At 43.4% G+C, this 25,858-nt stretch carries 32 protein-coding genes; 20 read left to right on the top strand and 12 right to left on the bottom strand.

Going from position 1 to position 25,858, the window contains the following annotated elements; genetic code table 11:
• Positions 1-178 precede the first annotated feature (178 nt).
• Positions 179-403 (bottom strand): DUF1450 domain-containing protein, encoded by a 225-nt coding sequence (locus ACQKFO_RS15795; RefSeq protein ID WP_034765044.1) that lies wholly within the window; start codon positions 401-403, stop codon positions 179-181.
• A 245-nt stretch (positions 404-648) separates the two neighbouring features.
• Between ACQKFO_RS15795 and ACQKFO_RS15800 the strand changes: the two genes are divergently transcribed.
• Complete coding sequence (locus tag ACQKFO_RS15800) at positions 649-1,464, top strand: RsfA family transcriptional regulator (RefSeq protein WP_427600001.1); 816 nt, start codon at positions 649-651, stop codon at positions 1,462-1,464.
• 469 nt (positions 1,465-1,933) lie between these two features.
• On the opposite strand, the gene ACQKFO_RS15805 is transcribed toward ACQKFO_RS15800, so the two are convergent.
• Together ACQKFO_RS15805 and pta are read right to left on the bottom strand one after the other, a co-directional pair.
• Complete coding sequence (locus ACQKFO_RS15805; protein WP_427599886.1) at positions 1,934-2,776, bottom strand: lipoate--protein ligase family protein; 843 nt, start codon at positions 2,774-2,776, stop codon at positions 1,934-1,936.
• Positions 2,777-2,905: 129 nt separating this feature from the next.
• The gene (pta, locus tag ACQKFO_RS15810) at positions 2,906-3,877 is read right to left on the bottom strand and encodes a phosphate acetyltransferase (protein ID WP_427599887.1); all 972 of its coding nucleotides are present in this window, start codon (positions 3,875-3,877) and stop codon (positions 2,906-2,908) included.
• Between the two features lie 308 nt (positions 3,878-4,185).
• Between pta and hemQ the strand changes: the two genes are divergently transcribed.
• Both hemQ and gerQ read left to right on the top strand, forming a co-directional pair.
• Positions 4,186-4,932, top strand: a complete 747-nt coding sequence (gene hemQ / locus ACQKFO_RS15815; protein WP_427599888.1) for a hydrogen peroxide-dependent heme synthase — start codon at positions 4,186-4,188, stop codon at positions 4,930-4,932.
• 942 nt (positions 4,933-5,874) lie between these two features.
• Positions 5,875-6,306: a spore coat protein GerQ gene (gerQ, locus tag ACQKFO_RS15820; RefSeq protein WP_427600002.1), complete on the top strand. Its 432-nt coding sequence runs from the start codon at positions 5,875-5,877 to the stop codon at positions 6,304-6,306.
• Between the two features lie 45 nt (positions 6,307-6,351).
• Here the strand turns inward: gerQ and ACQKFO_RS15825 are convergent, their stop codons facing one another.
• The 5 genes from ACQKFO_RS15825 to ACQKFO_RS15845 form a co-directional block, all read right to left on the bottom strand.
• Complete coding sequence (locus tag ACQKFO_RS15825) at positions 6,352-6,723, bottom strand: DUF423 domain-containing protein (RefSeq protein ID WP_113969283.1); 372 nt, start codon at positions 6,721-6,723, stop codon at positions 6,352-6,354.
• A 33-nt stretch (positions 6,724-6,756) separates the two neighbouring features.
• A complete protein-coding gene (locus ACQKFO_RS15830; protein ID WP_427599889.1) occupies positions 6,757-7,050 on the bottom strand; it encodes a YwdI family protein in 294 nt (97 codons plus the stop codon).
• A gap of 121 nt (positions 7,051-7,171) precedes the next feature.
• Positions 7,172-7,348 carry a uracil-DNA glycosylase gene (locus ACQKFO_RS15835; RefSeq protein WP_427599890.1) on the bottom strand — a complete coding sequence of 59 codons (177 nt, stop codon included), beginning with the start codon at positions 7,346-7,348 and terminating at the stop codon, positions 7,172-7,174.
• Between the two features lie 74 nt (positions 7,349-7,422).
• Positions 7,423-8,094, bottom strand: a complete 672-nt coding sequence (locus ACQKFO_RS15840) for a uracil-DNA glycosylase (protein WP_427599891.1) — start codon at positions 8,092-8,094, stop codon at positions 7,423-7,425.
• A gap of 15 nt (positions 8,095-8,109) precedes the next feature.
• Complete coding sequence (locus ACQKFO_RS15845) at positions 8,110-8,877, bottom strand: DUF4230 domain-containing protein (protein WP_427599892.1); 768 nt, start codon at positions 8,875-8,877, stop codon at positions 8,110-8,112.
• Positions 8,878-9,023: 146 nt separating this feature from the next.
• Here ACQKFO_RS15845 and ACQKFO_RS15850 point away from each other — a divergent pair, with 146 nt between their 5' ends.
• From ACQKFO_RS15850 to ACQKFO_RS15885, 8 genes are all read left to right on the top strand, one after another.
• Positions 9,024-9,374: a general stress protein gene (locus ACQKFO_RS15850; RefSeq protein ID WP_427599893.1), complete on the top strand. Its 351-nt coding sequence runs from the start codon at positions 9,024-9,026 to the stop codon at positions 9,372-9,374.
• A gap of 160 nt (positions 9,375-9,534) precedes the next feature.
• Positions 9,535-10,344: a pyridoxine/pyridoxal/pyridoxamine kinase gene (gene pdxK, locus ACQKFO_RS15855; RefSeq protein WP_427599894.1), complete on the top strand. Its 810-nt coding sequence runs from the start codon at positions 9,535-9,537 to the stop codon at positions 10,342-10,344.
• Positions 10,345-10,520: 176 nt separating this feature from the next.
• Positions 10,521-10,868, top strand: a complete 348-nt coding sequence (locus ACQKFO_RS15860; protein ID WP_427599895.1) for a YojF family protein — start codon at positions 10,521-10,523, stop codon at positions 10,866-10,868.
• Positions 10,869-10,901: 33 nt separating this feature from the next.
• On the top strand, positions 10,902-11,585 hold the full coding sequence (bshB2, locus tag ACQKFO_RS15865) for a bacillithiol biosynthesis deacetylase BshB2 (protein WP_427599896.1): 684 nt from the start codon (positions 10,902-10,904) through the stop codon (positions 11,583-11,585).
• Positions 11,586-11,768: 183 nt separating this feature from the next.
• Positions 11,769-12,497, top strand: coding sequence for an ABC transporter ATP-binding protein (locus ACQKFO_RS15870; protein ID WP_427599897.1), 729 nt, complete (start codon positions 11,769-11,771; stop codon positions 12,495-12,497).
• Entirely contained in the window at positions 12,487-13,503 is a 1,017-nt protein-coding gene (locus ACQKFO_RS15875) for an ABC transporter permease (protein WP_427599898.1), read from the top strand. Before ACQKFO_RS15870 ends, ACQKFO_RS15875 begins: the two co-directional genes overlap by 11 nt.
• A gap of 34 nt (positions 13,504-13,537) precedes the next feature.
• Entirely contained in the window at positions 13,538-14,185 is a 648-nt protein-coding gene (locus ACQKFO_RS15880) for a TetR/AcrR family transcriptional regulator (RefSeq protein ID WP_427599899.1), read from the top strand.
• Between the two features lie 300 nt (positions 14,186-14,485).
• Positions 14,486-15,280 carry an SDR family NAD(P)-dependent oxidoreductase gene (locus ACQKFO_RS15885; protein WP_427599900.1) on the top strand — a complete coding sequence of 265 codons (795 nt, stop codon included), beginning with the start codon at positions 14,486-14,488 and terminating at the stop codon, positions 15,278-15,280.
• Between the two features lie 65 nt (positions 15,281-15,345).
• Here ACQKFO_RS15885 and ACQKFO_RS15890 read toward each other — a convergent pair whose 3' ends face one another.
• Entirely contained in the window at positions 15,346-15,690 is a 345-nt protein-coding gene (locus tag ACQKFO_RS15890) for a hypothetical protein (RefSeq protein WP_427599901.1), read from the bottom strand.
• 300 nt (positions 15,691-15,990) lie between these two features.
• On the opposite strand from ACQKFO_RS15890, the gene ACQKFO_RS15895 reads away from it, so the two are divergent.
• The 7 genes from ACQKFO_RS15895 (at position 15,991) to ACQKFO_RS15925 (ending at position 19,770) form a co-directional block, all read left to right on the top strand.
• Positions 15,991-16,566, top strand: coding sequence for a sigma-70 family RNA polymerase sigma factor (locus ACQKFO_RS15895; protein WP_148996299.1), 576 nt, complete (start codon positions 15,991-15,993; stop codon positions 16,564-16,566).
• Positions 16,567-16,569: 3 nt separating this feature from the next.
• On the top strand, positions 16,570-16,791 hold the full coding sequence (locus ACQKFO_RS15900) for a hypothetical protein (protein WP_427599902.1): 222 nt from the start codon (positions 16,570-16,572) through the stop codon (positions 16,789-16,791).
• A 206-nt stretch (positions 16,792-16,997) separates the two neighbouring features.
• Complete coding sequence (locus ACQKFO_RS15905) at positions 16,998-17,630, top strand: D-Ala-D-Ala carboxypeptidase family metallohydrolase (protein ID WP_148970642.1); 633 nt, start codon at positions 16,998-17,000, stop codon at positions 17,628-17,630.
• Positions 17,631-17,652: 22 nt separating this feature from the next.
• Positions 17,653-18,195 (top strand): N-acetylmuramoyl-L-alanine amidase family protein, encoded by a 543-nt coding sequence (locus tag ACQKFO_RS15910; protein WP_427599903.1) that lies wholly within the window; start codon positions 17,653-17,655, stop codon positions 18,193-18,195.
• 33 nt (positions 18,196-18,228) lie between these two features.
• Positions 18,229-18,381, top strand: coding sequence for a YvrJ family protein (locus ACQKFO_RS15915; RefSeq protein ID WP_148970640.1), 153 nt, complete (start codon positions 18,229-18,231; stop codon positions 18,379-18,381).
• A gap of 221 nt (positions 18,382-18,602) precedes the next feature.
• Positions 18,603-19,559 (top strand): nucleoside hydrolase, encoded by a 957-nt coding sequence (locus ACQKFO_RS15920; protein ID WP_427599904.1) that lies wholly within the window; start codon positions 18,603-18,605, stop codon positions 19,557-19,559.
• A 112-nt stretch (positions 19,560-19,671) separates the two neighbouring features.
• Positions 19,672-19,770 carry a putative holin-like toxin gene (locus ACQKFO_RS15925; protein WP_220154059.1) on the top strand — a complete coding sequence of 33 codons (99 nt, stop codon included), beginning with the start codon at positions 19,672-19,674 and terminating at the stop codon, positions 19,768-19,770.
• A 72-nt stretch (positions 19,771-19,842) separates the two neighbouring features.
• Here the strand turns inward: ACQKFO_RS15925 and ACQKFO_RS15930 are convergent, their stop codons facing one another.
• Together ACQKFO_RS15930 and ACQKFO_RS15935 are read right to left on the bottom strand one after the other, a co-directional pair.
• Complete coding sequence (locus tag ACQKFO_RS15930; RefSeq protein ID WP_427599905.1) at positions 19,843-20,940, bottom strand: PQQ-dependent sugar dehydrogenase; 1,098 nt, start codon at positions 20,938-20,940, stop codon at positions 19,843-19,845.
• A 55-nt stretch (positions 20,941-20,995) separates the two neighbouring features.
• Positions 20,996-21,868 carry a Cof-type HAD-IIB family hydrolase gene (locus ACQKFO_RS15935; protein ID WP_427599906.1) on the bottom strand — a complete coding sequence of 291 codons (873 nt, stop codon included), beginning with the start codon at positions 21,866-21,868 and terminating at the stop codon, positions 20,996-20,998.
• 160 nt (positions 21,869-22,028) lie between these two features.
• Here ACQKFO_RS15935 and ACQKFO_RS15940 point away from each other — a divergent pair, with 160 nt between their 5' ends.
• Both ACQKFO_RS15940 and ACQKFO_RS15945 read left to right on the top strand, forming a co-directional pair.
• Positions 22,029-23,546, top strand: coding sequence for a BCCT family transporter (locus tag ACQKFO_RS15940; RefSeq protein ID WP_427599907.1), 1,518 nt, complete (start codon positions 22,029-22,031; stop codon positions 23,544-23,546).
• A gap of 134 nt (positions 23,547-23,680) precedes the next feature.
• Entirely contained in the window at positions 23,681-24,994 is a 1,314-nt protein-coding gene (locus ACQKFO_RS15945) for a short-chain fatty acid transporter (protein WP_427599908.1), read from the top strand.
• A gap of 682 nt (positions 24,995-25,676) precedes the next feature.
• Here ACQKFO_RS15945 and sda read toward each other — a convergent pair.
• Positions 25,677-25,808, bottom strand: a complete 132-nt coding sequence (gene sda / locus ACQKFO_RS15950; RefSeq protein WP_113969300.1) for a sporulation histidine kinase inhibitor Sda — start codon at positions 25,806-25,808, stop codon at positions 25,677-25,679.
• Between the last annotated feature and the right edge of the window lie 50 nt (positions 25,809-25,858).

Genomic DNA, 25,858 nt, shown 5'->3' on the forward strand with positions numbered 1-25,858 from the left:
CGGTGCCAAGCGTTCCATTTCCTTCAGAAAAATTTCAGCTTTCTGGCACGCTTGACAAAAACCTGCGCTTTCCCTACTTATTCTCTACCCTCTAACTAGTTTCCTTTTCCAAGAAGAGCCAAACCTATATTTTTTTATTCAGCAGAAAAGAAAAAACTCCCTCACTGGAAGTTTTCCTTTATTTCTTTATTTTCTTGATTACTTTTTCCATCAGTTCTTCTTCCGTCAACGCCGCTACAGGACGATTATTCACAAAAGCGAATGTCTTCTTGCGTCCTGGACCACAATAGGATTGACACGCAATATCGATCGGTGCGTCCGGGTCGATTTCTTTTAATTTGGGAATCAAGGTCTTGAGGTTAACGGCCTGACAATCATCGCAAACACGAAATTCGTTTGCCATCTGTCAACAACCCTTTCTATCTATTGAAATGAATTCTATTCGTCGTAAACATCGATTTATAGAATACAGTTTTCTGCAATGTTTTGCAAGAGAACATCATTTCCAGCTTATAGGAAGCCCACTTATACAACGAAACTAGCAGACAAAAAATAAATTTAACATATTCGTATAAAAACCTATAAAACTGTCCATCCTTTAACCAACGAATCATTTAAGAAAACTATGGGAGTTGAGATGAAATGATGATGAAAACTAGACAGGATGCCTGGACGGAAGAAAATGATTTATTATTGGCAGAAACGGTCCTACGTCATGTACGGGAAGGCAGCACACAATTAAATGCCTTTGAAGAAGTCGGGGACAAACTGAACCGCACATCTGCCGCATGCGGATTCCGCTGGAACGCAGTGGTGCGTCACCAATATGAGAAAGCTCTTCAACTAGCAAAAAAACAACGCAAACAGCGCCACCGCATCCTCGGTAAAGATCAGGGCGGCAAGAAAAAGCTATTGTATCAGCCACCAACGCCTTCATTCGAAGATTTAGATGCTATGTCTCTATCAATGTCTGAAGCCGAAGAAGAAATGGAATTCGCTGAGTACGAGAACTATGTGCCGGAAACGGAACAGCTGGGGAAAGACTCCGAAGAAGAAGCCCCGAAATACGAAATGGAAGCAAGCGAGGAACCCGCCTACGTCACACAGCAGGCGCCTGCCGCTAACCATGTGGTGAAGCCTTCAGGATTAAAAGGTGAAGTGACACTCGAGAAAGTCATTGCCTTCCTGCAAAATCTGGCTCACACCAACATGAATTCCGACTATGTAAAAATTGAGAATCAGAGATTGAAGCAGGAAATCGCTGAAATCAGAAAAGAAAACAGCGAGCTTGAAAAGAAAGTCAAAGCTCTTGAAAACAATTCCGTCACGATGCAGGAAGACTACGAGACACTTATGCAAATCATGAACCGTGCCAGAAAGCTTGTTCTATTCGATGAAGACGATGCCAAAGCCCCACGTTTCAAAATGGATCGTAACGGCAATCTAGAAAAAGTAGCTGAATAATGTTGTTCCCAACCAGTGCGCCTTTGGGCGTGCTGGTTTTTTTAGTTGGGTTGTGACAGTATAGTGCCTTGTTGATGGTTTAGAGGTAGGGATTGTAGGAAGGCTTTAGAGTATAAAGGGGTTCCGAAGAGCTTGTGAATGTATGAACAAACCTTTTTCTACAAAACTAAAAGAATGCAAAAGATTTATTTTTTTGTAAAAATACAGTTACTTTAAGACCTTTTCAGATGAAAATAAGGCTCACACGCTAAAAATTGTTCTCACGATAGGAATTGGTGCTTGGAAAGTAGTAGAGAGGAGTCGTAATTGCGTCGTTTTTTTGATTTATGCGTCATTTTTTCTTTTTATGCGTCAAAATGAGAGGTTATTGCGTCGTTTTTTTATTTTATGCGTATTTTACCATTATTAACCATTTCCCACAAAACCAAAAAAGCCGGACTCCAAACCAATCGAAGTCCAGCTTATCTTTCTATCCTAAAAACTTCTCATTCCGATCAACGACTCTCTGATAATACATTTCATACATTCCGTACTCTTCCCCTTGAAGGGCACTGCTATAAAATTCACCGCTGAATCCTTTCAACGACTGCAGGAACCTGAGCATCACATCTTGAATCGATAATTCGACTCCAAGCAGCTCCGATAAAGAGGCCATCACTTCAGGATCAATAACAGGAAATGTGAACTTCGTCGTTCCATCCTTCAACCCTGTCTCATATAAACGCTGAATCAGCTTCGCTCGTCCAGCACCACTTCCATTGACGCAGAGGTACACCTGTACGGCTACCCCATTTCGAATCCTTCGTTGAGAAATACCCGCAAATTTCTGATCATTGATACTCAAATCATAACTTCCAGGACAGTAGGACTGCGTGATCTCCTTCGCCTCGATCTTCACATCAAAGTCCTTGAACATATCCTCAACAAGCAACCACATGGCATCATAGCCACGGTTAATATCGATTCCTTTTTCAGAATCGGGGAAAACCAATGATAGATTCAATACTCCTTCATCCAATACAACGGCAAGGCCTCCGGAGTTTCTTACAATATATTGATAGCCTTCTTCTTCCAATACTTTCAAGCCATCAGAAAGAAACGGCAACTTTGTATCCTGAATGCCCAGTACGACCGTTTGATGGTGAACCCATGAGCGTGCCGTCGGGTCTGACTGAGCTGCTCCAACTGCCGTGCACAACGTATCATCCATGGCAAACGACTGAAGGGCCCCGAACATCGGTCCCAAGCTAGATTGATCAATCACTCTCCATCTATCTTGACGAAGCAGTGCATACGCTTTTTCCTTATCCATAACGCTTCTCCTTCACTTACAACATGCGAACTCATTATATCACAAAATGCCAAGCACCAAAGGGGCACACACATACGAAAAAAAGCCGAACCCCTAAAGGTTCCGGCTTCTTTCACAGCATCTATAAAATTACAGAGCCTGAGCAGCCGTAATCAGCGCCAGCTTGTACACATCTTCCTCGTTACAGCCACGTGAAAGATCGTTCACAGGTGCATTCAATCCTTGAAGGATCGGGCCTACTGCTTCGAAGTTTCCTAGGCGTTGGGCGATTTTGTATCCGATGTTCCCTGCTTCAAGGCTCGGGAATACGAATACGTTCGCATTACCCTGGATGTCGGCACCCGGTGCTTTTTTCTCTGCAACAGATGGAACGAATGCTGCATCGAATTGGAATTCACCGTCGACAGTCAATTCCGGTGCTTTTTCTTTTGCAACCGAAACGGCTTCAACCACTTTTTCCGTTTCCGGTGATTTAGCCGAACCTTTTGTAGAGAAGCTTAGCATTGCCACTCGTGGATCGATGTCAAACATTTCAGCTGTTTTCGCACTTTCGATTGCGATTTCAGCAAGATCCTGGCTGTCAGGTGAAATATTGATCGCACAGTCTGCGAATACATACTTCTCTTCTTCACGTACCATGATGAAGACACCGGACGTTTTGCGGACGCCTTCTTTTGTTTTGATGATTTGAAGAGCCGGGCGTACCGTATCAGCTGTCGAATGAGCCGCTCCACTTACGAGACCGTGAGCTTTGCCTGTGTATACAAACATCGTTCCGAAATAGTTTCCGTCTAAGAGGATTCTTTTCGCATCTTCTTCTGAAGCTTTTCCTTTACGGCGCTCTACGAATGCCTTCACAAGCTCGTCCATTCCAGAGAATGATGCCGGGTCTACAACGTCACAACCGGCAAGCTTCACACCTAGCTGGTCGGCTTTTGCATTGACTTCGTCCACGTTTCCGACTACGATCGGCGTCAAGATGCCGTCCCCCGCTAAACGGGAGGCTGCTGTTAGAATACGCTCGTCTGTACCTTCAGGGAAAACGATTTTTAACTCTTTACCTTTTACTTTATCAGTTAATGTTGTAAATAAGTTGCTCAATAGAGGAACCTCCTTGATTTATACATATCCAATCTTAGAATACTCTTCTCATATAGGAATTCAAGGAAAAGGAGAAATGATATCGGTTTCACAGAAAAAGTCTTTGTTTTCTAATAATTCCTATTTCCTATTACCCTTTCTTCTACAACCCTAAGCCCATGTAATAATCTACGAGGATAGTGTGTTCCAGATATCCCTTGCCTATCCACCATTTGTGCCATTTTAACGACATTGGGTTTTGTATTCTTACTCCAGGGCCAAACTATGATATAGTAAAGTTGGAAAAAGTACTTTAAGGAGTGATTACGATGGCAGAACCGGCACAAACGTTAGATGGTTGGTATTCCCTGCATGATTTTCGCGCGATGGATTGGACGTCCTGGAAGATGCTTCCGAGTGAAGAAAGATCCTCGGCGATTTCTGAATTCCACCGTTTCTTAGATAAGTTAAACAGCACGCAGGATGCGAAAGAAGGAAGTCACGCTCTTTACACGATCGTTGGTCAAAAAGCAGACTTCATGCTGATGATCCTTCGTCCTACAATGGAAGAATTAAATGAGCTGGAAAATGAATTCAACAAGCTGAAGATCGCTGAATTCACGATTCCGACATACTCTTATGTTTCTGTAGTGGAACTTGGCAACTATATGCCATCTGAGGGTGATCCTTATGATAATCCATATGTACAGGAGCGCATCTACCCGATCCTTCCGAAAGCGAATCATATCTGTTTCTATCCGATGGACAAGCGTCGCCAGGGAAATGATAACTGGTACATGCTGCCGATGGAAGAGCGTCGCGACATGATGAGAAGTCATGGAATGATCGGCCGCCAATACGCAGGCAAGGTCAAACAGATCATCACAGGTTCTGTTGGTTTTGATGATTACGAGTGGGGTGTGACCCTATTTGCTGACGACGTCCTTCAATTCAAAAAGCTTGTATACGAAATGCGTTTTGATGAAGTAAGTGCACGCTACGGCGAATTCGGTACCTTCTATGTAGGTAACCTATTAAAAGAAGAAGGAATTGCAAAATTCCTTCACGTGAACTAAATATACTGATAAACGACAAGTCCTTGTGGCTTGTCGTTTTTTTAGGCTCTTTTCAGATGGTTGTTTTGTAACATAAGACCTGCCTGGAGCTCTGTCAACAAGCGTGTGTTGGATGGTGAGGGGAACTGCTTCGCTTTCCGCGGACGTTCGGCCGAGCCTCCTCAGCTTCGCTTCCGGGGTCTCGGCACGTCCGTACTTCCGCAGGAGTCTACGCAGTTCCCCTCACCATCCATAAAAAAATTCATGACAGAGCTTAATATAGAAAACGGTCTACTGCTCTCTTTAAATGAGTTCATTTTCGGTGGAAGCATTGTTTGGTTCATTTGAAAGATAGTTCAAGGATACCTCTATTTATGAGTTAACATAAAATTTTCTATTACTTCTTTGTAGATAGTTATTGGGGGAACAAACGCTCAATATTTCTACAATAGGAGCTTTTTTTGTTTTGGCCACCTGTCATTAGGAGAAGCACAGAGTGGATTGTAGCGGAAGGCACTTGACTCCTGCGGGCAATAGAGGAAAGGTCGAGACCCCACAGACGGAACGTCGAGGAGGCTCGACTTCCTCCCCGCGGAAAGCAAGTGCCTGGAGCGGAAAGTAGCGGTCCCTATTTTCACACTACCCCTCATCTAAAACAGAAATTCATTTTTGGGAAATTATGCAAAGACACAATGTTTACGAAAAGAACTTTTATAAAAAAAGTTCGTCTCCCTCATTCACAAAACGAACGAATATATTTTTCTCCCCTTACATAGACATGAAATAGTGAGATATATAGCATCTTCTAAAGTGAGGTGGCTGTTATTCCTTATCACGAGAAGGAAGTGAAACTTCTTGAAGTCCCGTTGTTTCCATCAGCCTGCTCAAAGAGACTGTCCGAAAGTATTCTAACTTTATTAAAAGGAGGTATTCGGTTTGGCGAATCAACAATCAAACCCGTATATGCAAGGGTATAATCCATATGGTCAGTATTACGGAGGAGGGCAAGTTCAGGGTCAACAGTATTATCCCCAACAGCAAGGTGGTGGAGGTTTCCAGGTACCTTCACCGACGAATGCTCCAGCCCCTACTCAAAACATTCAGGGGATGCTGCCGATTGAAGAATCGTATATCGAGAATATTCTTCGCTTGAACAAAGGAAAAGTAGCGACTGTTTACACTACGTTTGAAAACAATAAGGAATGGAATGCGAAGGTTTTCAAAGGAATCATTGAAGCCGCTGGCCGGGATCACCTTATCCTTAGTGATCCACAAACGGGGACCAGATACCTCATCCCAATGATTTACTTAGACTACATTACATTTGATGAAGAAATTGAATATGAATATCCGTATGGAGCTGGAGGCTCTATGCAAAGTTATTCCCAGCGATAAAAAAAATACCCTGACAGGAAGATTTTTTCTGTCAGGGTATCTTTTTTATAACGTTTTCGCTGCAAAGACAATCAGAAGCACCCATGCTGCCAAGAAACTGACGCCGCCAAGTGGTGTGATTGCTCCAAGTACCTTAATTCCGGACAGGCTCAGTACATATAGGCTTCCTGAGAATAAAATCGTTCCGATCAGCATCAGCCAGCCGGACCAGGACAGTAATGAGGTTGGTGTCACATTCCCCATCAGTACCCCGACAATGATGATTCCGATGGCGTGAAACATCTGATAGAGAACTCCGGTATTCCAAATATCAATATACTTCTGTGAGATTTTCCCTTCCAATGCGTGGGCACCGAAAGCTCCTAAAGCGACTGATAAAAAGGCGTTGATAGCTCCGATAATGATAAATGTTTTCATGATGGCCCTCCTGTTCTTTCGTTCACTTAGTGATTAAAAGTCGAATAATGAATTTCCATTCGCTCCGTCATCCGTTTCCATAGGCTCTTCTTTCTGGATGGTGACAGGCTTCTGACTCGGTTGTGATTCCTGTAAATATGGCATTGTTTGTTGAGGTTGAAACGAAGGTGCTGCAGTAGCTGCCCCGTGGTTTTCCTCTAACAAAACTTCACATAGAGCCTTTATTGAATACACATGCTCACGGATTTGCTGTGACTTTTCGGCTGATTTTGCTTTTCCGAGCTCATGTTCCATTTTCTTTATTAATGATTGATGTGGGATATTCACAATTGATGACTCCTTCCACAAGTCTTTCCGTACGTGATTACATACAATATGTACTTCCTCTGTTGTACCTACATCACTATCCTAATTCTAAATGAAGGATTTCGCAAATATCTTCTCGTCGTCATTTCACTTTAGGCTTGAATTTCATGCAGGGACTTCCTGAGGATTGGAAAACCACCAGTGAAGGCATGGCTTTCGTTTTGAACCCGTAGCCTTTACACCCACGGGGATGAGCCTGTTCCCAAGTTGTATAAAAATATTGACATTGAAAGCAGTTGATACGCTTCTCATTTATCATTTGGCGCCCCCCTTCTACAAAATAAACCCCTCCACATACGAGGGGCTATACACTGTTTCACGTGAAACATTCGGTTATTCGATACACCAGTCAATCTCGTTTATCCCTTGTTTCCGTAAAAACTCATTTGTTTGTGAATATGGTTTACTTCCAAAGAAACCCCGGTGTGCAGATAAAGGACTCGGATGAGGAGCCGTCACGATATAGTGCTTGGAAGAATCGATGAGGGCCTGCTTCGACTGAGCAGGTTTCCCCCATAAAATAAACACCATCGGCTTCTCTCGTTCATTGAGGATCGAGATGACATGATCCGTGAATGGTTCCCACCCTTTTCCACGGTGGGAGTGTGCCTTCCCATCTTGTACGGTTAAGACGGTATTTAACAGCAGGACACCCTGCTCTGCCCATTTTACAAGTGATCCATGGGCAGGAATCGGACATCCGATATCATCCTGAAGCTCTTTGTACATATTTCGTAACGACGGCGGGATCTTGACTCCTTTTTTGACCGAAAAGCTTAAACCTTCTGCCTGATTCGGTCCATGATACGGATCTTGTCCAAGCAATACAACCTTCACATCTTCGTATGCTGTGTAATGAAAAGCATTATAGATGTCATGCATGGAAGGATACGTCGTGTTCGTTTCATATTCCCCTTTAAGCCATTCTCTCAAGGTCTGATAGTACTCCCTCTGAAGTTCACCTTCCAGAATGTCTGCCCAATCGTTTTGGAAAATCTTTGTCACTGTTAGACATCCTTTCTAGTCCTGAAATTGAATCGTAATGTCGTAGCCCAATTGCACAAAGAAACCCTTCAACGATTTCTCTGCGTTTTTTTCCGCGGCTTGAAGCAACCCTTGCTCAACCGCCTCCTGACTGATTTGGTCCTTTGCCACTTCCGCAAGAGCAAACCCTTCGTTCCAATCCACATCATTTCTGAAAATCCCTTCTACGGAGAAGGTCTTAATGTTCTCAGTATCAATGGAAGGGTCTTGGAGAATCTCAGCACGTGGCAGGGTTAATTGAATTTCTTTCTTCTCTTCATCAACTACAATATCGTCTTCATCGATTCCCTGTAAATCAACTCCTGCCAGGACGGTTCCAGGGACCACCATCAGAAGCTTACGTTTTGTCCCGGGTATATCCGTATTGATGTCTTTCCCGAATAATTGATTATCCTCCTGCTCGATGACGGCCTTTATAAACCCTTGAGCCGTGGCCAGGGAACTCATCTCTTGAATCCGTTCGACAAACGCCCCCTTCTCCTCTGTAAAGGTGGATCCGGATAACAACGAATAGACCCCTATGGATACTCCTCCAACTAATAGGATGAAAAGAAGGAGAATCAACAACACTCTATGTTTCCAAAAGGACAGAATGGATGTTGTTAATTTCCAAGCCGGAAAACGTCTACTGCTTCTATTTTCAAACGCCAAAGAGGCACCGGTTTCTCTTTCACTCGCTTTCAAATCTGCTAAAAGTGCTTCAATTTCTTGTATTTTCTTGTATTGATTTGTCAAATGCTTCACCTTCCTCTCTTCTATTATAGGAAATAATGTAGAATCTTGGAAACAATTATTCTCTCAAAAGCATTTCTATATTATGGAAAGTTTTATTTTTGTACAACCGGGAAAAGAAAGGACAAGACATTAAATGAAAAGTGGAGGTAATAATTATGTATAAAGTTCAAACTGCTGAAAATGTGGTGGAAGCGAAAAGAGAAATTGAAATGTTTACAAGTGAAGGTTATTCTAAAGATGAAATCTATGTGTTCGCCCATGACAAACATCGTTCTGAACATATCACAGAAGCAACCCATACAGAATCAACCGGTATAAAAGAACAAGGAATCATTGAATCCATGAGTAACCTATTCAACAGCCGCGGAGATGAATTACGTTCGAAAATGAAGTCAGTGGGGATGAACCAGGCAGAAGCAGATGTCTATGAAGAAGAACTAGATAAAGGAAAGCTTGTCATCGTCGCTTCCAAAGAAGCAACAAGTAATGATGCGAAACCATTCTAAGCTTTAACGATTCATCCAATCCAAAAAGGCGTCGAGGATATCATTCCCGGCGTCTTTTTTTGTAATAGCCAAAAGAATTTGTATTTACCCGTCCGTTATTATATTCTTTAGTCAGACTTTTACAATTATAACGAGTGACTTTCTTAGGAGGAATGCAACTATGACATTGAAAAAAACCCTGACGATCGCTGGATCCGATACAAGCGGTGGAGCCGGGATCCAAGCTGATCTTAAAACATTCCAGGAGCATGGCGTGTATGGCATGACGGCTCTTACAACGGTTGTTACGATGGATCCGAACAACCATTGGCACCACCAGGTTCATCCATTATCCATTGATACATTGGAAGCACAACTGGAAACGGTTCTTTCTGTCGGAATCGACGCAATGAAAACAGGCATGCTTGGTACAGTCGAGATCATTGAGCTTGCAGCGAAGAAAATCGATGCATTCGGATTGGATAAAGTCGTCATCGACCCTGTAATGGTATGTAAGGGCGAAGATGAAGTATTAAACCCTGAAACAACGGATGCCATGAGGGAGCATTTGCTCAAGCGCGCTACCGTTGTTACTCCTAACCTGTTCGAAGCAGGACAGCTTGCCGGGTCAGGCCCGATCAAAACCATTGATGAAATGAAGGAAGCCGCAAAGAAAATTCACGACCTTGGGGCGAAAAATGTTGTCATCAAGGGCGGAAAGCAATTGCAACATGACAAAGCCCTTGATCTATTCTATGACGGAAACGACTTTACTCTCCTCGAAGAAGAGAAAGTAGCAACGACGTATAACCACGGTGCTGGCTGTACCTTTGCAGCAGCCATCACTTCTAACCTTGCAAATGGACAAGACGTGAAAGAAGCTGTACAAAACGCGAAAACCTTCGTAACGGCAGCCATCAAACACGGATTCAAACTGAACGAATACGTAGGACCAGTTATGCACGGGGCTTACAATCGTCTTGAAAAATAATCACCGGCTTGTGCCAGGCACGAATGAATGATCTCGTGCCTGGCACTTTTTTTGAGGGACGGACCTTCCAAAAAGCACGTCCCTCCCCCAATCATACTTTTCGCATTCATTCATGAATTTTAGTAAGATAGTACATAATGGTTAAGAGTCTTTTCTGTATTTAAGGAGGAAAAAGAATGGAACCAATCAAGATTGCTGATGTGCAAGGAATCATTACCCAGCTTGCACGTCAGGACGTTTATATACATTTAGAAACCACCAACGGAGCCTATGCGTCTCACTTCAATGAGGGCTTCTTTTCGGCCGGAGCCTATATCCGCAACGCGAAAGTCAACTATGAGCACGGGAAGATCATCGGGGACGGACCTTACCGTGTCGGTTTGAAAATTGAAATCGGCTGGATTTATGCTGAAGGCCTGACTCATTATGAGTTCGATGAACAGGGTCGCCTGTTACTTGCAGGTCATGGTGCCGACGGGAAACTGGCCGTAGCCCTTGAAATCAGCCCTACACCTTTCAACTAAACCACTTGAATCTATATAAAAGGAGAGGTCAAAATGGAAAAAGAAAGACAAGTACTTGTCATCTTTCCCCACCCCGATGATGAAGCATTTGGTGTGTCAGGAACCATTTCCACTCACGTGAATAATGGAACACCCGTAACCTACGCCTGCCTCACATTAGGGGAAATGGGAAGAAACTTGGGGAACCCACCCTTCGCAACAAGAGAGTCGCTTCCACTGATTCGTAAAAAAGAACTGCAAAAAGCGGCCGATGTGATGGGAATACAGGATTTACGCATGATGGGATACCGGGATAAAACCCTTGAATTTGAAAATGATGAAAAGCTGTCCAACATGGTGACTGAGCTAATTGAAGAATTGAACCCATCACTCATCATCACCTTCTATCCGGACTACTCCGTTCACCCGGATCACGAAGCAACAGCAAGAGCCGTCGTTCGTGCCGTTCGACGCCTTCCGAAAGCATCAAGACCGAAGCTCCATTGCCTTGCCTTCTCCAAGAATTGCGAAGAAGCGTTAGGACAGCCTGATATCCTTGTTGATATCACACCGGTTAAAGATCAAAAAATTGATGCCATGAAGGCACATATCTCCCAAACAGCATGGATGCTCAAGGATTTAGAAAAAGGCATTCAGCAAAATGACCCTGAAGCATTAAAATGGGTGACCGTTGAGCGATTCTGGAGTTATCAATGGGAAAATGACACAGTAGAATAATGATTTTAAAATGAGTTTGGGCTTTGCTCAAGCTCTTTTTTTCTTGTGCTCTTCTAAGGGATCGTTTTGTGAATAGAATAAATATAACCAGAGAGTGAGTGATTACTCACTTTACAAATTACTCGGCATACTTTATATTAGGAGTGAGTAATCACTTACTAACATTCGAAAGGTGTGATTCAATTGAATTCCATCATCCAATTGAACGGGCTGTCCAAGTCATTCGGCTCTCAAGAAGTGTTAAAAAATGTATCTCTTAACATCCCGAGAGGAAATATCTATGGATTATTGGGCCCGTCTGGCTCGGGCAAGACGACTTTGATCAAGCTAATGATCGGTCTCGAAACCCCTTCGACAGGGAGTGTAACCTTCAAAGGGAACAAGCTGAAGGCAAAAGAGATGTACCCAACCATCGGATATATGGCTCAATCAGATGCCCTATATGATGAGCTGACTGCGAAGGAAAATTTATCTTTCATGGCATCTCTTTATGGATTAAGGAAAACGGAACGAAACGAACAAATTGAGAAAGTGATGACAACCGTCGACCTTCTCGCTCACCTTAATAAGCCTGTTCATCAGTATTCAGGAGGCATGAAAAGAAGACTGTCCCTTGCAATTGCCCTCTTACATGATCCCGAAGTCTTATTTTTAGATGAACCGACTGTCGGGATCGACCCCGTTTTAAGAAAGGAAATATGGGATAGCTTTCACCGTCTTAAGGAAGAAGGCAGAAGCCTTATCATTACAACCCATGTGATGGATGAAGCAGAAAGATGTGACCGTTTGGGCCTCCTGCAGCATGGCGAAATCATTTCAAGCGATACGCCTGATGCCATTAAAGAAACGTATGGGGTAACTTCGATTGAAGAGGTATTTTTGAAAAATGGAGGTGTTTCCATTGCGGATTAGGGGTTTTGTCATTCGGATTCTTCAACAGCTCCTCAGGGACAAACGAACATTGGCTCTGATGTTCTTAGCTCCATTATTGATACTCAGTATGCTTTCGCTCGTATTTAACTCTGAGGATTACGATGCAAAGGTGGCGATTGTCGATCTTCCACAGCAACTGGAAGCGAAATTCGATACGAAGGAGTTTCAATCTTATGCGAGTCCCGATAAGGCCATGAAAGATATTAAAAATGGTGAGCTGGATGGCTATATATCATTCGAGAGCTCTACTTCCCCTTCAATTGTCATCGAAGGAAGTGACCCCACTGTCAACGGGGCTGTGATGAAAAAAATTCAATCGTTGTTTCCCGACGACTCTCAAAAGCTATCAGATCAGATTGAGTACGTGTACGGAAGCGGGGACATGGAGATGTTTGACTCCTTTGGACCAGTCCTTCTGGGTTTTTTCGTCTTCTTCTTTGTCTTTTTGATCAGCGGGGTATCTTTCCTGAGAGAGAGAACGACAGGCACACTTGAGAGGTTGCTTGCTTCCCCCATCAAGATTTGGGAAATGGTCGTAAGCTATGTCCTTGGTTTCGGTATCGTCACCCTCCTTCAGGCTTCCTTGATTTCCTGGTATGCCATCTATGTTTTGGATATGATGATGGAAGGAAGCTTTTTCAATGTATTGATCATCATTGTTTCATTATCATTCACGGCCTTGACGCTTGGGATATTGCTATCGGCTTTTGCCAAGAATGAATTACAGATGATGCAGTTCATTCCGATTGTGGTCGTACCACAGATATTCTTTTCAGGGTTATTCAATTTAGATACAATCTCTGAATGGCTGAGCTGGATCGGTCCAATCACCCCTCTTTATTATGCTGCGGATGCTTTAAGAGATGTGATGATTCGGGGATTTGCGTTTGAGGATTTGCTTTTTAACTTATCGGTATTGATTGGGTTTTCTCTACTCTTTATCGTTCTCAATGTTGCAGCCCTCAGAAAATACCGTAAAATATAGGTAAGTAATGAACGACAAGTTAGGGGTTTAAAGCATGACTGAGGAAAAGAATATATTTAAACAGCTGTTTGATCAAGAAGAAACACTGACTGAAAAGCAACAGAAAATCGTGGAGGCAGCCATTGAAATGTTTGCAGAAAAAGGCTACGCTTCCACCTCTACCAGTCAAATCGCAAAAAAAGCCGGCGTCGCAGAAGGAACCATCTTCCGGCATTACAAAACGAAGAAGGACCTGCTTCTTTCGATTGTATCCCCTACGATGGCCAAGCTGATCGCTCCATTTGTGATCCGGGATCTCAATAAAGTGCTCGATGCGAAGTATGATCGGTATGAAGATTTCCTGAAAGCAATGATTTTGAATAGGCAGGAGTTTTTGAAAGAGAATATGACGGCATTTAAGATTTTGATACAGGAAATCCCTTTTCATCCTGAGCTGAAGGAACAATTCAAAGAGCATATCGCTGAAAAAGTGATCGAGAAATTCGTGAGGCTAGTCGATCATTATAAAGAAAAGGGACAGATCATTGACCTGCCTTCATACACTGTCGTGCGATTTTCGGCCACGAGTATCTTCGGATTGCTGCTTGTTCGGTACCTCTTCCTTCCTGAAGCCGATTGGGATGACGAGAAGGAGATCGACATGACGGTGCAGATGATTGTGAATGGAATTGGTAAGGGATAAACGTGTAGAAAGGACTCCAAATGAGAGATTTGGGGTTCTTTTTTTTGGCTGTAAAGTGACCATTGGGACTGAAAATGGATACTGGAAGCAGATTTTCATTCGTCTTGCTCATGAATGAGGGTTTTATTTTCAATTTCACCCTACTTATTTTCAAATTTACATTTTTATTTTCAATTCTTCACCATTTATTTTTAAAACATAGAATTTATTTTCAAAACCGACAGCCCACCTCATCTTCACCTGTTTTCCTCCTCCCCAAACGGGTAAAACCTACTATACATCATTAGGAGGTAAAAAAAAATGAGTTTCCTTTTCCACGAAAACACATTGAAAGACCAGCATATCCTCATCACAGGCGCGACAGGCGGCATCGGGTATGAAACGGCGAAAATAGCCGTCGAGGCAGGCGCCAGGGTGACGATTACAGGTAGAAATGAAGAGAAGCTGAAGCAACTGAAAAATGAATGCCGGGAATCAGACAAGGTCTTCATATATAGAGCGGATCTTACCAACACTGAAGATCGCAAAAATCTTCTATCAGCCGCGAGAAACCAGCATGGCCCCATCACTGGTCTCGTGAACTCAGCCGGGATAGGCGGCGGTGATATGGTCGAGGGTCTATCCGAGGAAGACCTGAGAAATATCATGGAGTTAAACTACTTCTCACTGGTCCAGCTCTCACAGGCCGTCTATAACCAAATGAAAGATAAAAAAAGTGGTTCCATCGTCAATATCTCTTCCCTGTCAGGATTGAGAGGGACTCATGGCAACAGCGCATACAGTGCATCTAAGTTTGCTGTAATCGGATTCACTCAATCCTTTGCCCATGAGGCGATTGAACACAACGTAAGAGTAAATGCCATTTGCCCGGGTTATGTAGATACCGATATGGGGAGAAGCGCAATAAAATCAAAAGGCGAACGTGAAGGCAGAAGGTATGAGGAGCAACTGGAGATCGCGAAAGACAGTATTCCTTCTGGACGGCTTACCTCCCCTACTGAAGTGGCAAATACGATTGTTTATCTATTAAGTGATGCAGCCGAAAACATTGTCGGGGAATCGGTCAAAATTTCAGGGGGAAGCGTCATGCGCTGATCCTTGGTTGAACAAAGAACGGGCAAGGATTTTTATCCTTGCCCCGGTTAACCCATTCTAGGTTTCTAGCTGCCCTCTTGAATTTTCTTTTTGATCTCCTCAATATATTTTTTCTTTTCTTTTTCATTGTTCAGCAGGTCACTGTTTTTATCTTGGAGATATTTTTGAAGGGCTTTTTCAATCTCTTCATGTGAGGCGTCCTCCGATATGACTCCGGTCTTCTTTAACATTTCTATAATCTTTTCATCGTTAGCCAGAACGTCTATCTTGTTTGCTGGCTGTTCGGTTTCTTCATCAGGTACATCAGAGTTGACTTCAGTAGAATCTTGATCGTTCCTCTGACCGTCTGCAGTACATCCATTCAGTAATAAGGGCACCAAAAGAAATGCGAACATCCATTTACCACTCACGTCATCACTTCCCTTTCAAAGAGAATGAACCATTGTATACTATATTATATAAAATACCCTCTAACCCCTTTTTAAAATCAGAATTGCAGCTAATAAGGGATAAATAGGCAAAATTAGTGCATTCATCACTTACTTCATTCTGTAATATATGGTTTAATAGATAGTACTATGGAACGATATTAGTGAAGAGGGTTGTGAAAAGGGTCCCCTTCCACTTCTTTATAAAGTAAAAGCTGAGAGATCTTTCTCCTCTTTTTTTTACTTTAAAACCGAACATACGTTCTATTGGTGGTGAAAAAAATGGATTCATTAGTCAGTGAATTTTATCGTCATTATCCTCATCTCAAACAGAATAAAGCCGTTGAGTCCTTTATCAGTCAATCGGATAACCAGAAGTTAGTCGAAAATTTTTTACGTCACCCCAGTGCATGTAGGGAAGAACGTTTAAACGAAGCTTTTAAAGCCCATTATTTTGATATCCGGTTTACCTCTTACGTCAGTTCATCCCTTTATTTTCACAGTGTGAACTTTGACAAACATACAAGAAAGTATAGCGAACGACATCCTCTGACCTTGGATAACCAGGCGGATGAAGATGGTGGATCGTATGTCGATCTTGTTCCGGATCCGGCATCGGATATTGCGCTTTTTACCAATTATTCGACTTTAATGGAATGCGTGGAGAACGAAGAACTCTTGCAGGCTTATAAAACGTTGACCGACAAACAGAAGCATATCCTGGATTTAGCCTATGTGCAGGAATTATCTGATACTGAAATCGCAAGAATGCTGAGCGTATCACAACAAGCGATCTCCAAAACTCATCGAAAAGCTTTACGCTTATTAAAATCCATTCTAGAAAAAGGAGAATCATAATCTATGGGAATTCTATATGATCTAATAAAAGAAGCGAAGGGCAACTCGGAATATGAAACGAAGGTCATCCGGACGTTTGAACCGAAGATCAAGAAATCCTTGTATCTTACCCGGGTCGAAAATAGGGATGATCTCGAACAGGAGTTAAAGATCAAATTGATCCGGTATGTCCGGGATTACTCACTAGAAAAAGTACCAAGGTTATTTGATATAAATGAACAATAAAGATAGGACAAGTGCTCACAAACCTGTGGCGCTTGTCCTTTTTTTGTCTGTATTTCTTTTTAATAAATGTTTGACTGCAGGTTGTCTTTTTCCCTTAGAACTCTTCTTTATACAGTGTAAGGCAAACAACAAAGAGTGAGAGAGATTGAGATGGTCTTTCTTCCGCTTCATCCTTTTGCCTATAACCATAAAGGGAGAGATGTTGAATGAATTGGACACGAACGTTACGACAAGGTGATTCAGGAAGCGATGTACTGGAACTTCAAATCCGCGTTGCCGGCTGGGCGGCAAGTTCCCCTTCGAAAACCTATGTATCGGTGGATGGGGCATTCGGACCCGGAACGGAAGCAGCTGTCAAACGATTCCAAAGTGCGTACGGTCTTTCTGCTGATGGAATTGCAGGACCGCAAACCCATAACCTGTTGAATAGTCTAGAAGACAGCGATGGATCGACGGTCAACTTTGCATTCAGTGAATTCTATTCAAAGGACGGAAGCGGCTTCTCTGGAGGGAATACCGGCTCGACACAGGTAAGAGAGAATGTACGAAGACTGATGTACAAGCTCGAGGCCCTTCGAAAAAAACTGGGGAATCCACCCGTTGTCATTAATTCCGGATTCAGAAGCATCACACATAACCGAAATGTCGGCGGTGCCTCTAACAGTATGCATACGTACGGTATCGCAGCAGATGTAGATCCCTCAGGAAAGACACCGGCCCAAGTTGCGGAAGTTGCTAAAACATGCGGCTTCAGCGGGATAATCAAATATTCTACCTTCGTTCATAATGACAGCCGGGTCGAATACCCGTATGGTGCCGGGTCGTATTACTGGGCTTAAGAAGAAAAGGGGGGAAAAACATATGCCAATCATCGTACTTGATCCCGGCCACGGGGGAACAGACCCTGGCGCTATTGGAAACGGACTTCAGGAAAAGAATCTTACCCTGACGATCGGATTGAAGGTGAAGCAATTATTGGAGGCAAATTATATCGTTGATGTGCGTTTAACCAGAGAAACGGATGTCTTTATAGAGCTGTCGGAGCGGGCTGATTTCGCCAATAACTTAGGAGCATCTTACTTCGTCTCCCTTCATCATAATGCAGGTGGAGGCACCGGATTTGAAAGCTTTATCTATCCCGGTACAAGCTCTTCGGAAACAGGAAGACGCCAGGACGTCCTGCACGGAGAAGTCATGAAGTTCCTCACTGGATTTGGATTAAGGGACCGAGGTCAAAAGGAAGCGAACTTCGCCGTATTGAGAGAAACGGCCATGCCTGCGATTTTACTTGAAAATCTCTTTATCGATAGTGTGAATGATACCAATCTCTTAAAAGACCCTACCTTCCTCACGGGAATTTCTAACGCAATAGCATCAGGCATCGGGAAGGCACTGAATCTCTAGCAGGCCAGCCTGCCCTATAAAGGAGGAGCACTAATGGATTATTCGGTTTTTGTTCAATTACTTGGTAATTTCGGATTTCCCATTGCCGTCACACTCTTTCTATTAGTGAAACTTGAGAAAAAGTTGGAACAGCTAGAACTCGCCATTCATGCTCTTTCAAAATCGTTTAATGATAATGGGAAATAGACGGATGGTATATGAATTGATTAAGATAATCGGGGGATGGGCTGCCATATTCCTGAGCTGCGTCAGCTTGACCCTCCTCTTGATGAACCATCAGCATTGGATCACTTTCACTTTTCTATCGCTAAGTATTGTTCTTTTTACCAGACTCCAACAAATAAATCGATGAATCTAGTGATTACAACAAGCAATCTTCGCACCTCCTACATATATGATATTAGGAGGTGTTTTCTATTAAAAAAATCATTCTATTTTCAGATACCGGTATAGATGATGCGATTGCGCTGATCTATGCCTTGAAAGACCCAAACATCGAAGTCGTGGGTATTGTCAGTGGATTCGGTAATACAGACCGGAACAAAAGCTATAGGAATGCAACATATCTACTGAAATTAGCTGGCCAAAAAGGAATTCCCGTCATTGCGGGGAGCACCCGGCCACTTAATGGGGAGGAACCCGAGTTTTTCCCGGATATTCATGGTGTGGAAGGGCTTGGTCCCCTCTCCCCTCCAATTCCCGAAGAACGATATGGGAACAAAACCAATTTCAGTAAGCTATTCCAACTGATCAAGAAGAATCCCGGGGAACTCACGATTGTTGGTGTGGGGAGGTGTACATCCCTTGCCATCGCCTGGCTCTTGAGCCCTGACGTCATGTCACTGGTGAAGGAAACCTATATCATGGGAGGGGCATTTTTTGTTCCGGGAAATGTAACAGAAGTAGCAGAGGCAAACTTTTATGGGGATGCAGTGGCAGCGGACATTGTGTGCAGAAATGCTCCGAATCTGACAGTGATCCCGCTGAATGTCACAAGGTTGGCCCTTATAACACCTGCTCAAGTGAATTTCATCCATTCCAGGGCAAGGACCCCATTGGATCAGACCATCAAACCCATCCTGGACTTTTATTACGAAGCGTATCAGCAGCTTGAGCCGGGCATAGCCGGGACTCCACAGCATGATCTCTCTGCCGTCATGGCTGCCGCGGCCATCGATGGGCTGTTCACTTATGAGAAGAGGGCGATCCGCGTACAGCATGAAGAAAACTATGCCAACGGATTGAGCATCGCGGATTTCAGACCGGGAAGTACAGACTGCTTTGGGACAGGCTGTTCACGGATTGCCGTTGCCATCGATGAGGATGTATTTCTGTCAAATGTACTGGATGTTTTAACAAGATAAAGACAAAAAAACATGAAACCTATACTTCAGTGGTTTCATGTTTTTTTATTTTTTGAAGCGTATAGGACAATCCTGGATCAGGGAAGCATTAGAGTAAGGAGGCGATGTATCCATGAATACATTTGAAGTATTATCTCTGATGCTCAGCTTTGGGATGTTTGTGATCGCTATTCTGAAATATAAAGACAATGATGAGAATAAGAATTCATAAACACGCTCTTTAGCGTGTTATTTTTTTGCGAAAATACCTACCCGGCTCAAAGCTAAGGAAAGTATTCCTATCTTATTCTTCAATCGTCAATGATTTCAAATCAACCCCATACAATTTATCATCATTCTCCCGGGGGATCCCGCGTCCGTCCGTGTTATTCGATACAAAGTAAAGAGTGTCACCTTCCACAAGCACGTCCCGAATACGACCAAATCCTGTCAGCAAGTCCGATACTTTGCCGGTTTCAGGGTCGAATCGCTTCACACTTTGACCTGCGAGAGAAGCAAACACTAAATCTTCATTCCAAAAATCTGCTCCTGATGGGGCCCATGAAGGTTCCCCGGAGTGAGCGAGAGGAGAAATCAATGACTCTTCCTTTTCATCCCCGGTAATCTTCGGCCATCCATAATTGCTGCCGGCTTCGATACGGTTCACTTCATCATATCCGTTCGGTCCGTGCTCTGTTTCATATAGCTCTCCAGCTTTGTTCCATGCAAGTCCCTGAGGATTACGATGACCGTAACTGTAGACGTAAGAATTCTTAAATGGGTTGTCTTTTGGTATTCCACCATCCAAGTTCATCCGAAGAATTTTCCCTCCAAGAAAGGAGAGGTCCTGGGCCTTATCCTGTTGAGTGGCATCCCCTGCCGTGATGTAGAGCTTGGTATCCGGACCGATTTCCAACCGTCCACCATGGTGGTATTGACCGCTTGGGATTCTGTCCAGCAACAGTTTTTCCTCGCTCCATTGATTTTCCGTCCGTTTCAATACTACGACACGGTTGAATGGATCTCCTGATTCATCATACGTGTAGTAAGCATATGCCTTCTGATTGGTCTTGAAGTCGGGATGAAGCACAAATCCCAGTAAACCCGCTTCAGGGCGGTTGGATAATGGCTCTGAAAGATTGGTTTTCACAACGCTTTTCCTGCCATCCTTTATTTCAATGATATCCCCGGTCCTTTGGGTGATGTAGAATACATCATCCAGCTTTTGAATCGACCAGGGAATGGAGAGATTCTGTGCGACCACGCTGCTTTCGACACTAGGTTTACTGACGGATTCACTTTCTTCCTGTTGTTCATCTGGCTGTCCCATTGAGCAGGCACTAAGCAGCAAGCTAAGACCAATGACGAATAAGAACGAACGACTTCTGATTCGGTTTCTCATTTATTCAAGCTCCTTATTCACTTTTTTTAACCAGTATGGACAACGGAATACTTTCTCATGAGTTTGCCGTCTGTTGAAGAGCTTCCTGAATCGCTTTTGCGACACCGTCTTCCCGGTTTGTTGCCGTGATGAATGGACAGAATTCTTTTATCTGATCCAGGGCATTCCCCATGGCCACCGGTCTTCCCACAGCTTTCATCATGGATAGGTCGTTAAGGTTATCACCCATTGCCATGGCATTTTCTGCTGAAAGGCCTTTGTCGTTCAAAAGCTTTTGAAGAGCCACTCCTTTTTGTGCTTCAAGGCTATTCACTTCAATGTTTTCTTTACCCGATGAGCTGATGGCGATGCCAGTTACTTGGTTTAATTTTTCGTTCGCTTCTGTTAATTTCTTTTCATCAAATGAGAAAACAAGGAATTTGTAAACAAGTTGGGAAGCATCCTCGAACAGTACCCCGTAATCTTCTACTAATTTGATATGACCTTTATCAAATCGTTCCTTGGCTGCTTTTCTCACCTGCTCTTCTGATACTTCAGGGTTGGCTGTCGTGAAAATATCGACAATCAACTCAACGCCCATTTCATAATTTTCGGTGTATGTTCCCTGATCTGTATAGATTTCAAAGTAAATACCGGTTTCGTTTAAGACAGCTGCAATTTTTTTCGCTTGTGCTGATTCAATGCCTGCCTGATAGACGATTTCACCCTTTTTATTTCGAATCTCTGCTCCATTGGCACAAACGATATCACATGAGATGCCGGCCTCCTGTATGACATAGCGGGCTTCTTCATATGATCTCCCTGTTGCAACAACGACTTCTATTCCTTGCTGCTGCGCATCCAGGATAGCCTGTTTGTTGGCTTCGCTGATTTCCTGTTTTTCATTTAAAAGCGTTCCGTCCATATCCGTTGCGATACATGTAATCATAAGTAGACACCTTCCTGTTGTTAATGTTCATAATTTTACCCATTGTATCATGAAACATTTCCCGAGTTATACTGAACCACCTCCTGCTAATGAATAACCCTGTAGATTTAGGGTATGAAAATATAGAAGACGTTCGTCTACTATGTCAGGAGGGTTATTCATGGGTAATCGTACATATTTAAACAAAGTGTTTTGGATTTCAGCTATTATTGTGTCCATCTTGGTTGTGTTTGGGGCTGCTTTTCCAAAACTTTTTGCTAAAGGGGCAAATGCAGCCTTTGGTTTCACTACCTATTCGTTTGGATGGTTTTATCTTGCTGCCGTGTTTTTCTTTGTATTATTTCTATTTTTTCTTATGGTAAGTAAATACGGGAAGATACGATTGGGAAAGGATGATGAACGACCGCAATATCCTTTCTTCACCTGGATTGGCATGTTATTCTCAGCCGGGTTTGGAATCGGACTTGTGTTCTGGGGGATTGCTGAACCGATGAGTCATTTCTTTGAAACCCCCATTCCAGGTGTAGAGCCGCAAACGGAAGAAGCAGCCCGACTTGCAATGGGTTATTCCTTTTTCCATTGGGGGGTCAGTCAATGGTCTGTCTTTACGATTGTCGGATTGATCATTGCCTACTTTCAATTTAGAAAAGGGGAGAATGGTCTGGTTTCCACCTCTCTTTCTCCCATGATCGGTCGACAAAAGAGGGTGAATGGGATTAAGAATACCATCGATATCCTTGCTGTCATCGCAACCGTCATGGGGGTTGCGACTTCATTGGGATTAGGGATTCTCCAAATAAACGGGGGGTTAAGCTCCGTATTTGGAGTGGGTAACAACACCCTTTCCCAACTATTGATTGTGTTCATTCTGCTTATCCTTTATTTAGCATCTTCCACAACCGGCCTGGATAAAGGGATTAAATGGCTCAGTAATGTAAATTTATCCTTGGCGCTCTTCTTGATGCTATTTGTATTCATCGTCGGGCCGACCGTCTTTATATTAAACACATTCACTCTTGGAATCGGTGACTATATTTCCAACTTCATCCGCTACAGTTTACGTCTGACGCCGTATCAGGGAGGAACATGGGTACAGGATTGGACAATTTTCTATTGGGCATGGGCCATCGCCTGGTCTCCATTTGTAGGTGCTTTTATCGCCAGGGTATCAAGAGGTAGAACGATAAGGGAGTTTATCATAGGAGTCCTTGTGGTGCCTCCACTGATTGCCCTTATGTGGATTGCCGTCTTTGGGGGAACAGCTCTTCACCTGGATTTATTTAATGGTACTTCCATTGCTGAAGGGGTCAACAAAGATGTCACGAGTGCATTATTTTCAACGTATGGGGAACTTCCCTTTACCATGATCCTGTCGGTTATCTCCATCTTGTTGATCTTTACCTTTTTAATTACATCTGCTGATTCAGCGACTTATATTTTAAGCAGTATGACGACGGAGGGAAGCTTGAACCCTCCTATGATAGTGAAAATCGTCTGGGGGGTGCTCATTGCCGCCATTGCCGCCGTTTTACTGGTGTCCAGTGGACTGGAAGGCTTACAAACCGCCTCTCTCGTCTCTGCATTACCATTCACTGTCATCCTTGTCTTGATGTGTGTGACGTTATTTAGACTTCTGCGCAAAGAAAAGAAGGAAGCGTCCCGACCCATAAAGAAATAAGCTTAAGCGCCTGATCTCTTTAAAATGAGTCAGGCGTTTTTTGATTTGGACATCATTTTCATATGTTGAAAGGGTTTTCATATATCATTATAGAAGAATAGAAAGGGTGTGTATTAAATAAGGGGGATGAAAAGATGAAAGCACTTATATCATTATCGAACAAAATCATGCAACGCTATCTGCCTGATCCATTTTTATTTGTTGTCATTTTAACACTGGCCGTATTTGGATTTGGTCTTATTTTCACTGAAAGTTCAAGCCTCGAAATGGTTCAGTATTGGGGTAACGGATTCTGGAGTCTGCTTGCCTTTTCCATGCAGATGGTCCTTGTGCTTGTTACGGGGTATGTACTGGCAAGCAGTCCATTGTTTAAACGGTTCCTTGGTTTCCTGGCCTCATTTGCGAAGTCACCTGGTTCCGCGATTGTCATTGTGACTGTCGTTTCGATGATTGCCAGCTGGATCAACTGGGGATTTGGGCTTGTAATCGGGGCATTATTTGCGAAAGAGTTGGCAAAACGGGTGAAAGGTGTCGATTACCGATTGCTGATTGCCAGTGCTTATTCCGGATTTATTGTCTGGCACGCAGGGTTCTCGGGTTCCATACCGTTATCCATTGCAACAGCCGATCATCCATTCCAGGATATGATCGGAGTCATCCCGACAAGTGAGACGATCTTCGCTACGTTCAATGTTCTGATTGTTTTAGCTCTATTTGTTGTTCTTCCCATCATCAACAGAATGCTGATGCCATCTAAAGAAGAGACGGTAACCGTAGACCCTGAAATCTTCAATGAAACTGCCGCCACTCTTGAAAAAGGGGCATTGACACCTGCCGAGCGTCTCGAAAACAGTATGATTTTATCCATCATTGTTGCCGTTCTCGGGATTGCGTTCCTATTTTCATATTTTGTTCAAAACGGTTTCGCCCTCAATTTAGATATCGTCAACTTTTTATTCTTATTCCTGGGCATTCTCTTTCACGGGACGCCGAAGCGCTTTCTTGCGGCTGTTCAGGAAGCGATCAAAGGCGCGAGCGGGATTGTCATTCAATTCCCATTCTACGCAGGAATCATGGGAATGATGACCGCATCTGGTCTTGCTGTCGTCATGTCCGAGGCTTTTGTATCGATTTCAAATGATGTGACCTTTTATTTCTTCGCCTTCCTCAGCGCCGGGATCGTGAACTTCTTTGTTCCTTCCGGGGGAGGACAGTGGGCAGTCCAGGCTCCTATTATGCTTGATGCCGCCCAAACACTGGATGCTTCTGTAGCTAAGACCGCTATGGCTGTCGCGTGGGGAGACGCCTGGACCAATCTGATCCAGCCGTTCTGGGCATTGCCTGCTTTAGCGATTGCAGGATTAAAAGCGAAAGATATTATGGGTTACTGCGTCATTATCCTTGTCATTAGTGGAGTCGTCATTTCCCTTGGATTACTATTCTTATAAAATGGCTCTTTTAGCAAAGATTGTTGTTTTCTAGCATAGAATCTGCCAGGCTCTGTCAACCAGGTTTATGCTGGATGGTGAGGGGAACTGCTCCGCTTTCCGCGGACGTTCGGCCGAGCCTCCTCAGCTTCGCTTCCGGGGTCTCGGCACGACCGTACTTCCGCAGGAGTCTGCGCAGTTCCCCTCACCATCTTTAACAGTTTTTTCATGACAGAGCTTCAAGGTGTGCAAGAAAAAAAATAAATAGAAAAAATTAATTCTTCTTCCTTAAAATGAAATTTCATCTCTATTTACCTTTAGTGAGATTGCTTGCTAAAATTCTTGTTATTATTGATTTCCATTAAGGATTCATGCTCAGAAAGTTGATTGGAGCGGAAGGATGATCGACTCCTGCGGGAATAGCTGGACAGGTGAGACCCCGGAGGCGCAGCCGAGGAGGCTCACCGCCAGCCCCGCGGAAAGCGAGCATCCTGGAGCGGAAATCAACTATTACTTTCTCCTCTACAATAGCAACAAACTTTACGAAAAGAGCCTATAAAAAAAACAAAAAGTGCCTTAGAGTGTTTAGACTTTGCCTTTAGACTCTCTAAGGCATTTTTGGCTTATTACAATAAAAATAGGCTGACCCCCCCGGGAAGAGATCAGCCGTTATGTATGGAGTTTCATTGTTTTTTTCTTGGTCCTATCGAGCGATTTCCCTTCTTTCCAGCTCCCCTTCTAACATCTCAATAAATTCTTCTTCTAATCCTTCTTCCTGTGCTAATTGATAGACATTAGCCAATTGTTCTTCCGTAAGTATCGTTAAAGATGTCATCGATTACAACTCCTGACTTACCAAGGTATGAATTCTTTATACCCTCTTTC

Source organism: Rossellomorea sp. NPDC071047 (assembly GCF_050270195.1).
Taxonomy (GTDB): domain Bacteria; phylum Bacillota; class Bacilli; order Bacillales; family Bacillaceae_B; genus Rossellomorea.

Bases quoted from the DNA above. Each gene is read 5' to 3' on its own strand.
- ACQKFO_RS15905 (WP_148970642.1), top strand. From the start codon at position 16,998: ATGAATTGGACACGAACGTTACGACAAGGTGATTCAGGAAGCGATGTA.
- ACQKFO_RS15910 (WP_427599903.1), top strand. From the start codon at position 17,653: ATGCCAATCATCGTACTTGATCCCGGCCACGGGGGAACAGACCCTGGC.
- ACQKFO_RS15900 (WP_427599902.1), top strand. From the start codon at position 16,570: ATGGGAATTCTATATGATCTAATAAAAGAAGCGAAGGGCAACTCGGAA.
- ACQKFO_RS15795 (WP_034765044.1), bottom strand. From the start codon at position 403: ATGGCAAACGAATTTCGTGTTTGCGATGATTGTCAGGCCGTTAACCTC.
- ACQKFO_RS15915 (WP_148970640.1), top strand. From the start codon at position 18,229: ATGGATTATTCGGTTTTTGTTCAATTACTTGGTAATTTCGGATTTCCC.
- ACQKFO_RS15945 (WP_427599908.1), top strand. From the start codon at position 23,681: ATGAAAGCACTTATATCATTATCGAACAAAATCATGCAACGCTATCTG.
- hemQ (WP_427599888.1), top strand. From the start codon at position 4,186: ATGGCAGAACCGGCACAAACGTTAGATGGTTGGTATTCCCTGCATGAT.
- gerQ (WP_427600002.1), top strand. From the start codon at position 5,875: ATGCAAGGGTATAATCCATATGGTCAGTATTACGGAGGAGGGCAAGTT.
- ACQKFO_RS15805 (WP_427599886.1), bottom strand. From the start codon at position 2,776: ATGGATAAGGAAAAAGCGTATGCACTGCTTCGTCAAGATAGATGGAGA.
- ACQKFO_RS15835 (WP_427599890.1), bottom strand. From the start codon at position 7,348: ATGATAAATGAGAAGCGTATCAACTGCTTTCAATGTCAATATTTTTAT.
- ACQKFO_RS15940 (WP_427599907.1), top strand. From the start codon at position 22,029: ATGGGTAATCGTACATATTTAAACAAAGTGTTTTGGATTTCAGCTATT.
- ACQKFO_RS15925 (WP_220154059.1), top strand. From the start codon at position 19,672: ATGAATACATTTGAAGTATTATCTCTGATGCTCAGCTTTGGGATGTTT.
- ACQKFO_RS15930 (WP_427599905.1), bottom strand. From the start codon at position 20,940: ATGAGAAACCGAATCAGAAGTCGTTCGTTCTTATTCGTCATTGGTCTT.
- sda (WP_113969300.1), bottom strand. From the start codon at position 25,808: ATGACATCTTTAACGATACTTACGGAAGAACAATTGGCTAATGTCTAT.
- ACQKFO_RS15895 (WP_148996299.1), top strand. From the start codon at position 15,991: ATGGATTCATTAGTCAGTGAATTTTATCGTCATTATCCTCATCTCAAA.
- pdxK (WP_427599894.1), top strand. From the start codon at position 9,535: ATGACATTGAAAAAAACCCTGACGATCGCTGGATCCGATACAAGCGGT.
- ACQKFO_RS15885 (WP_427599900.1), top strand. From the start codon at position 14,486: ATGAGTTTCCTTTTCCACGAAAACACATTGAAAGACCAGCATATCCTC.
- ACQKFO_RS15825 (WP_113969283.1), bottom strand. From the start codon at position 6,723: ATGAAAACATTTATCATTATCGGAGCTATCAACGCCTTTTTATCAGTC.
- ACQKFO_RS15850 (WP_427599893.1), top strand. From the start codon at position 9,024: ATGTATAAAGTTCAAACTGCTGAAAATGTGGTGGAAGCGAAAAGAGAA.
- ACQKFO_RS15880 (WP_427599899.1), top strand. From the start codon at position 13,538: ATGACTGAGGAAAAGAATATATTTAAACAGCTGTTTGATCAAGAAGAA.
- ACQKFO_RS15860 (WP_427599895.1), top strand. From the start codon at position 10,521: ATGGAACCAATCAAGATTGCTGATGTGCAAGGAATCATTACCCAGCTT.
- bshB2 (WP_427599896.1), top strand. From the start codon at position 10,902: ATGGAAAAAGAAAGACAAGTACTTGTCATCTTTCCCCACCCCGATGAT.
- ACQKFO_RS15800 (WP_427600001.1), top strand. From the start codon at position 649: ATGAAAACTAGACAGGATGCCTGGACGGAAGAAAATGATTTATTATTG.
- ACQKFO_RS15935 (WP_427599906.1), bottom strand. From the start codon at position 21,868: ATGATTACATGTATCGCAACGGATATGGACGGAACGCTTTTAAATGAA.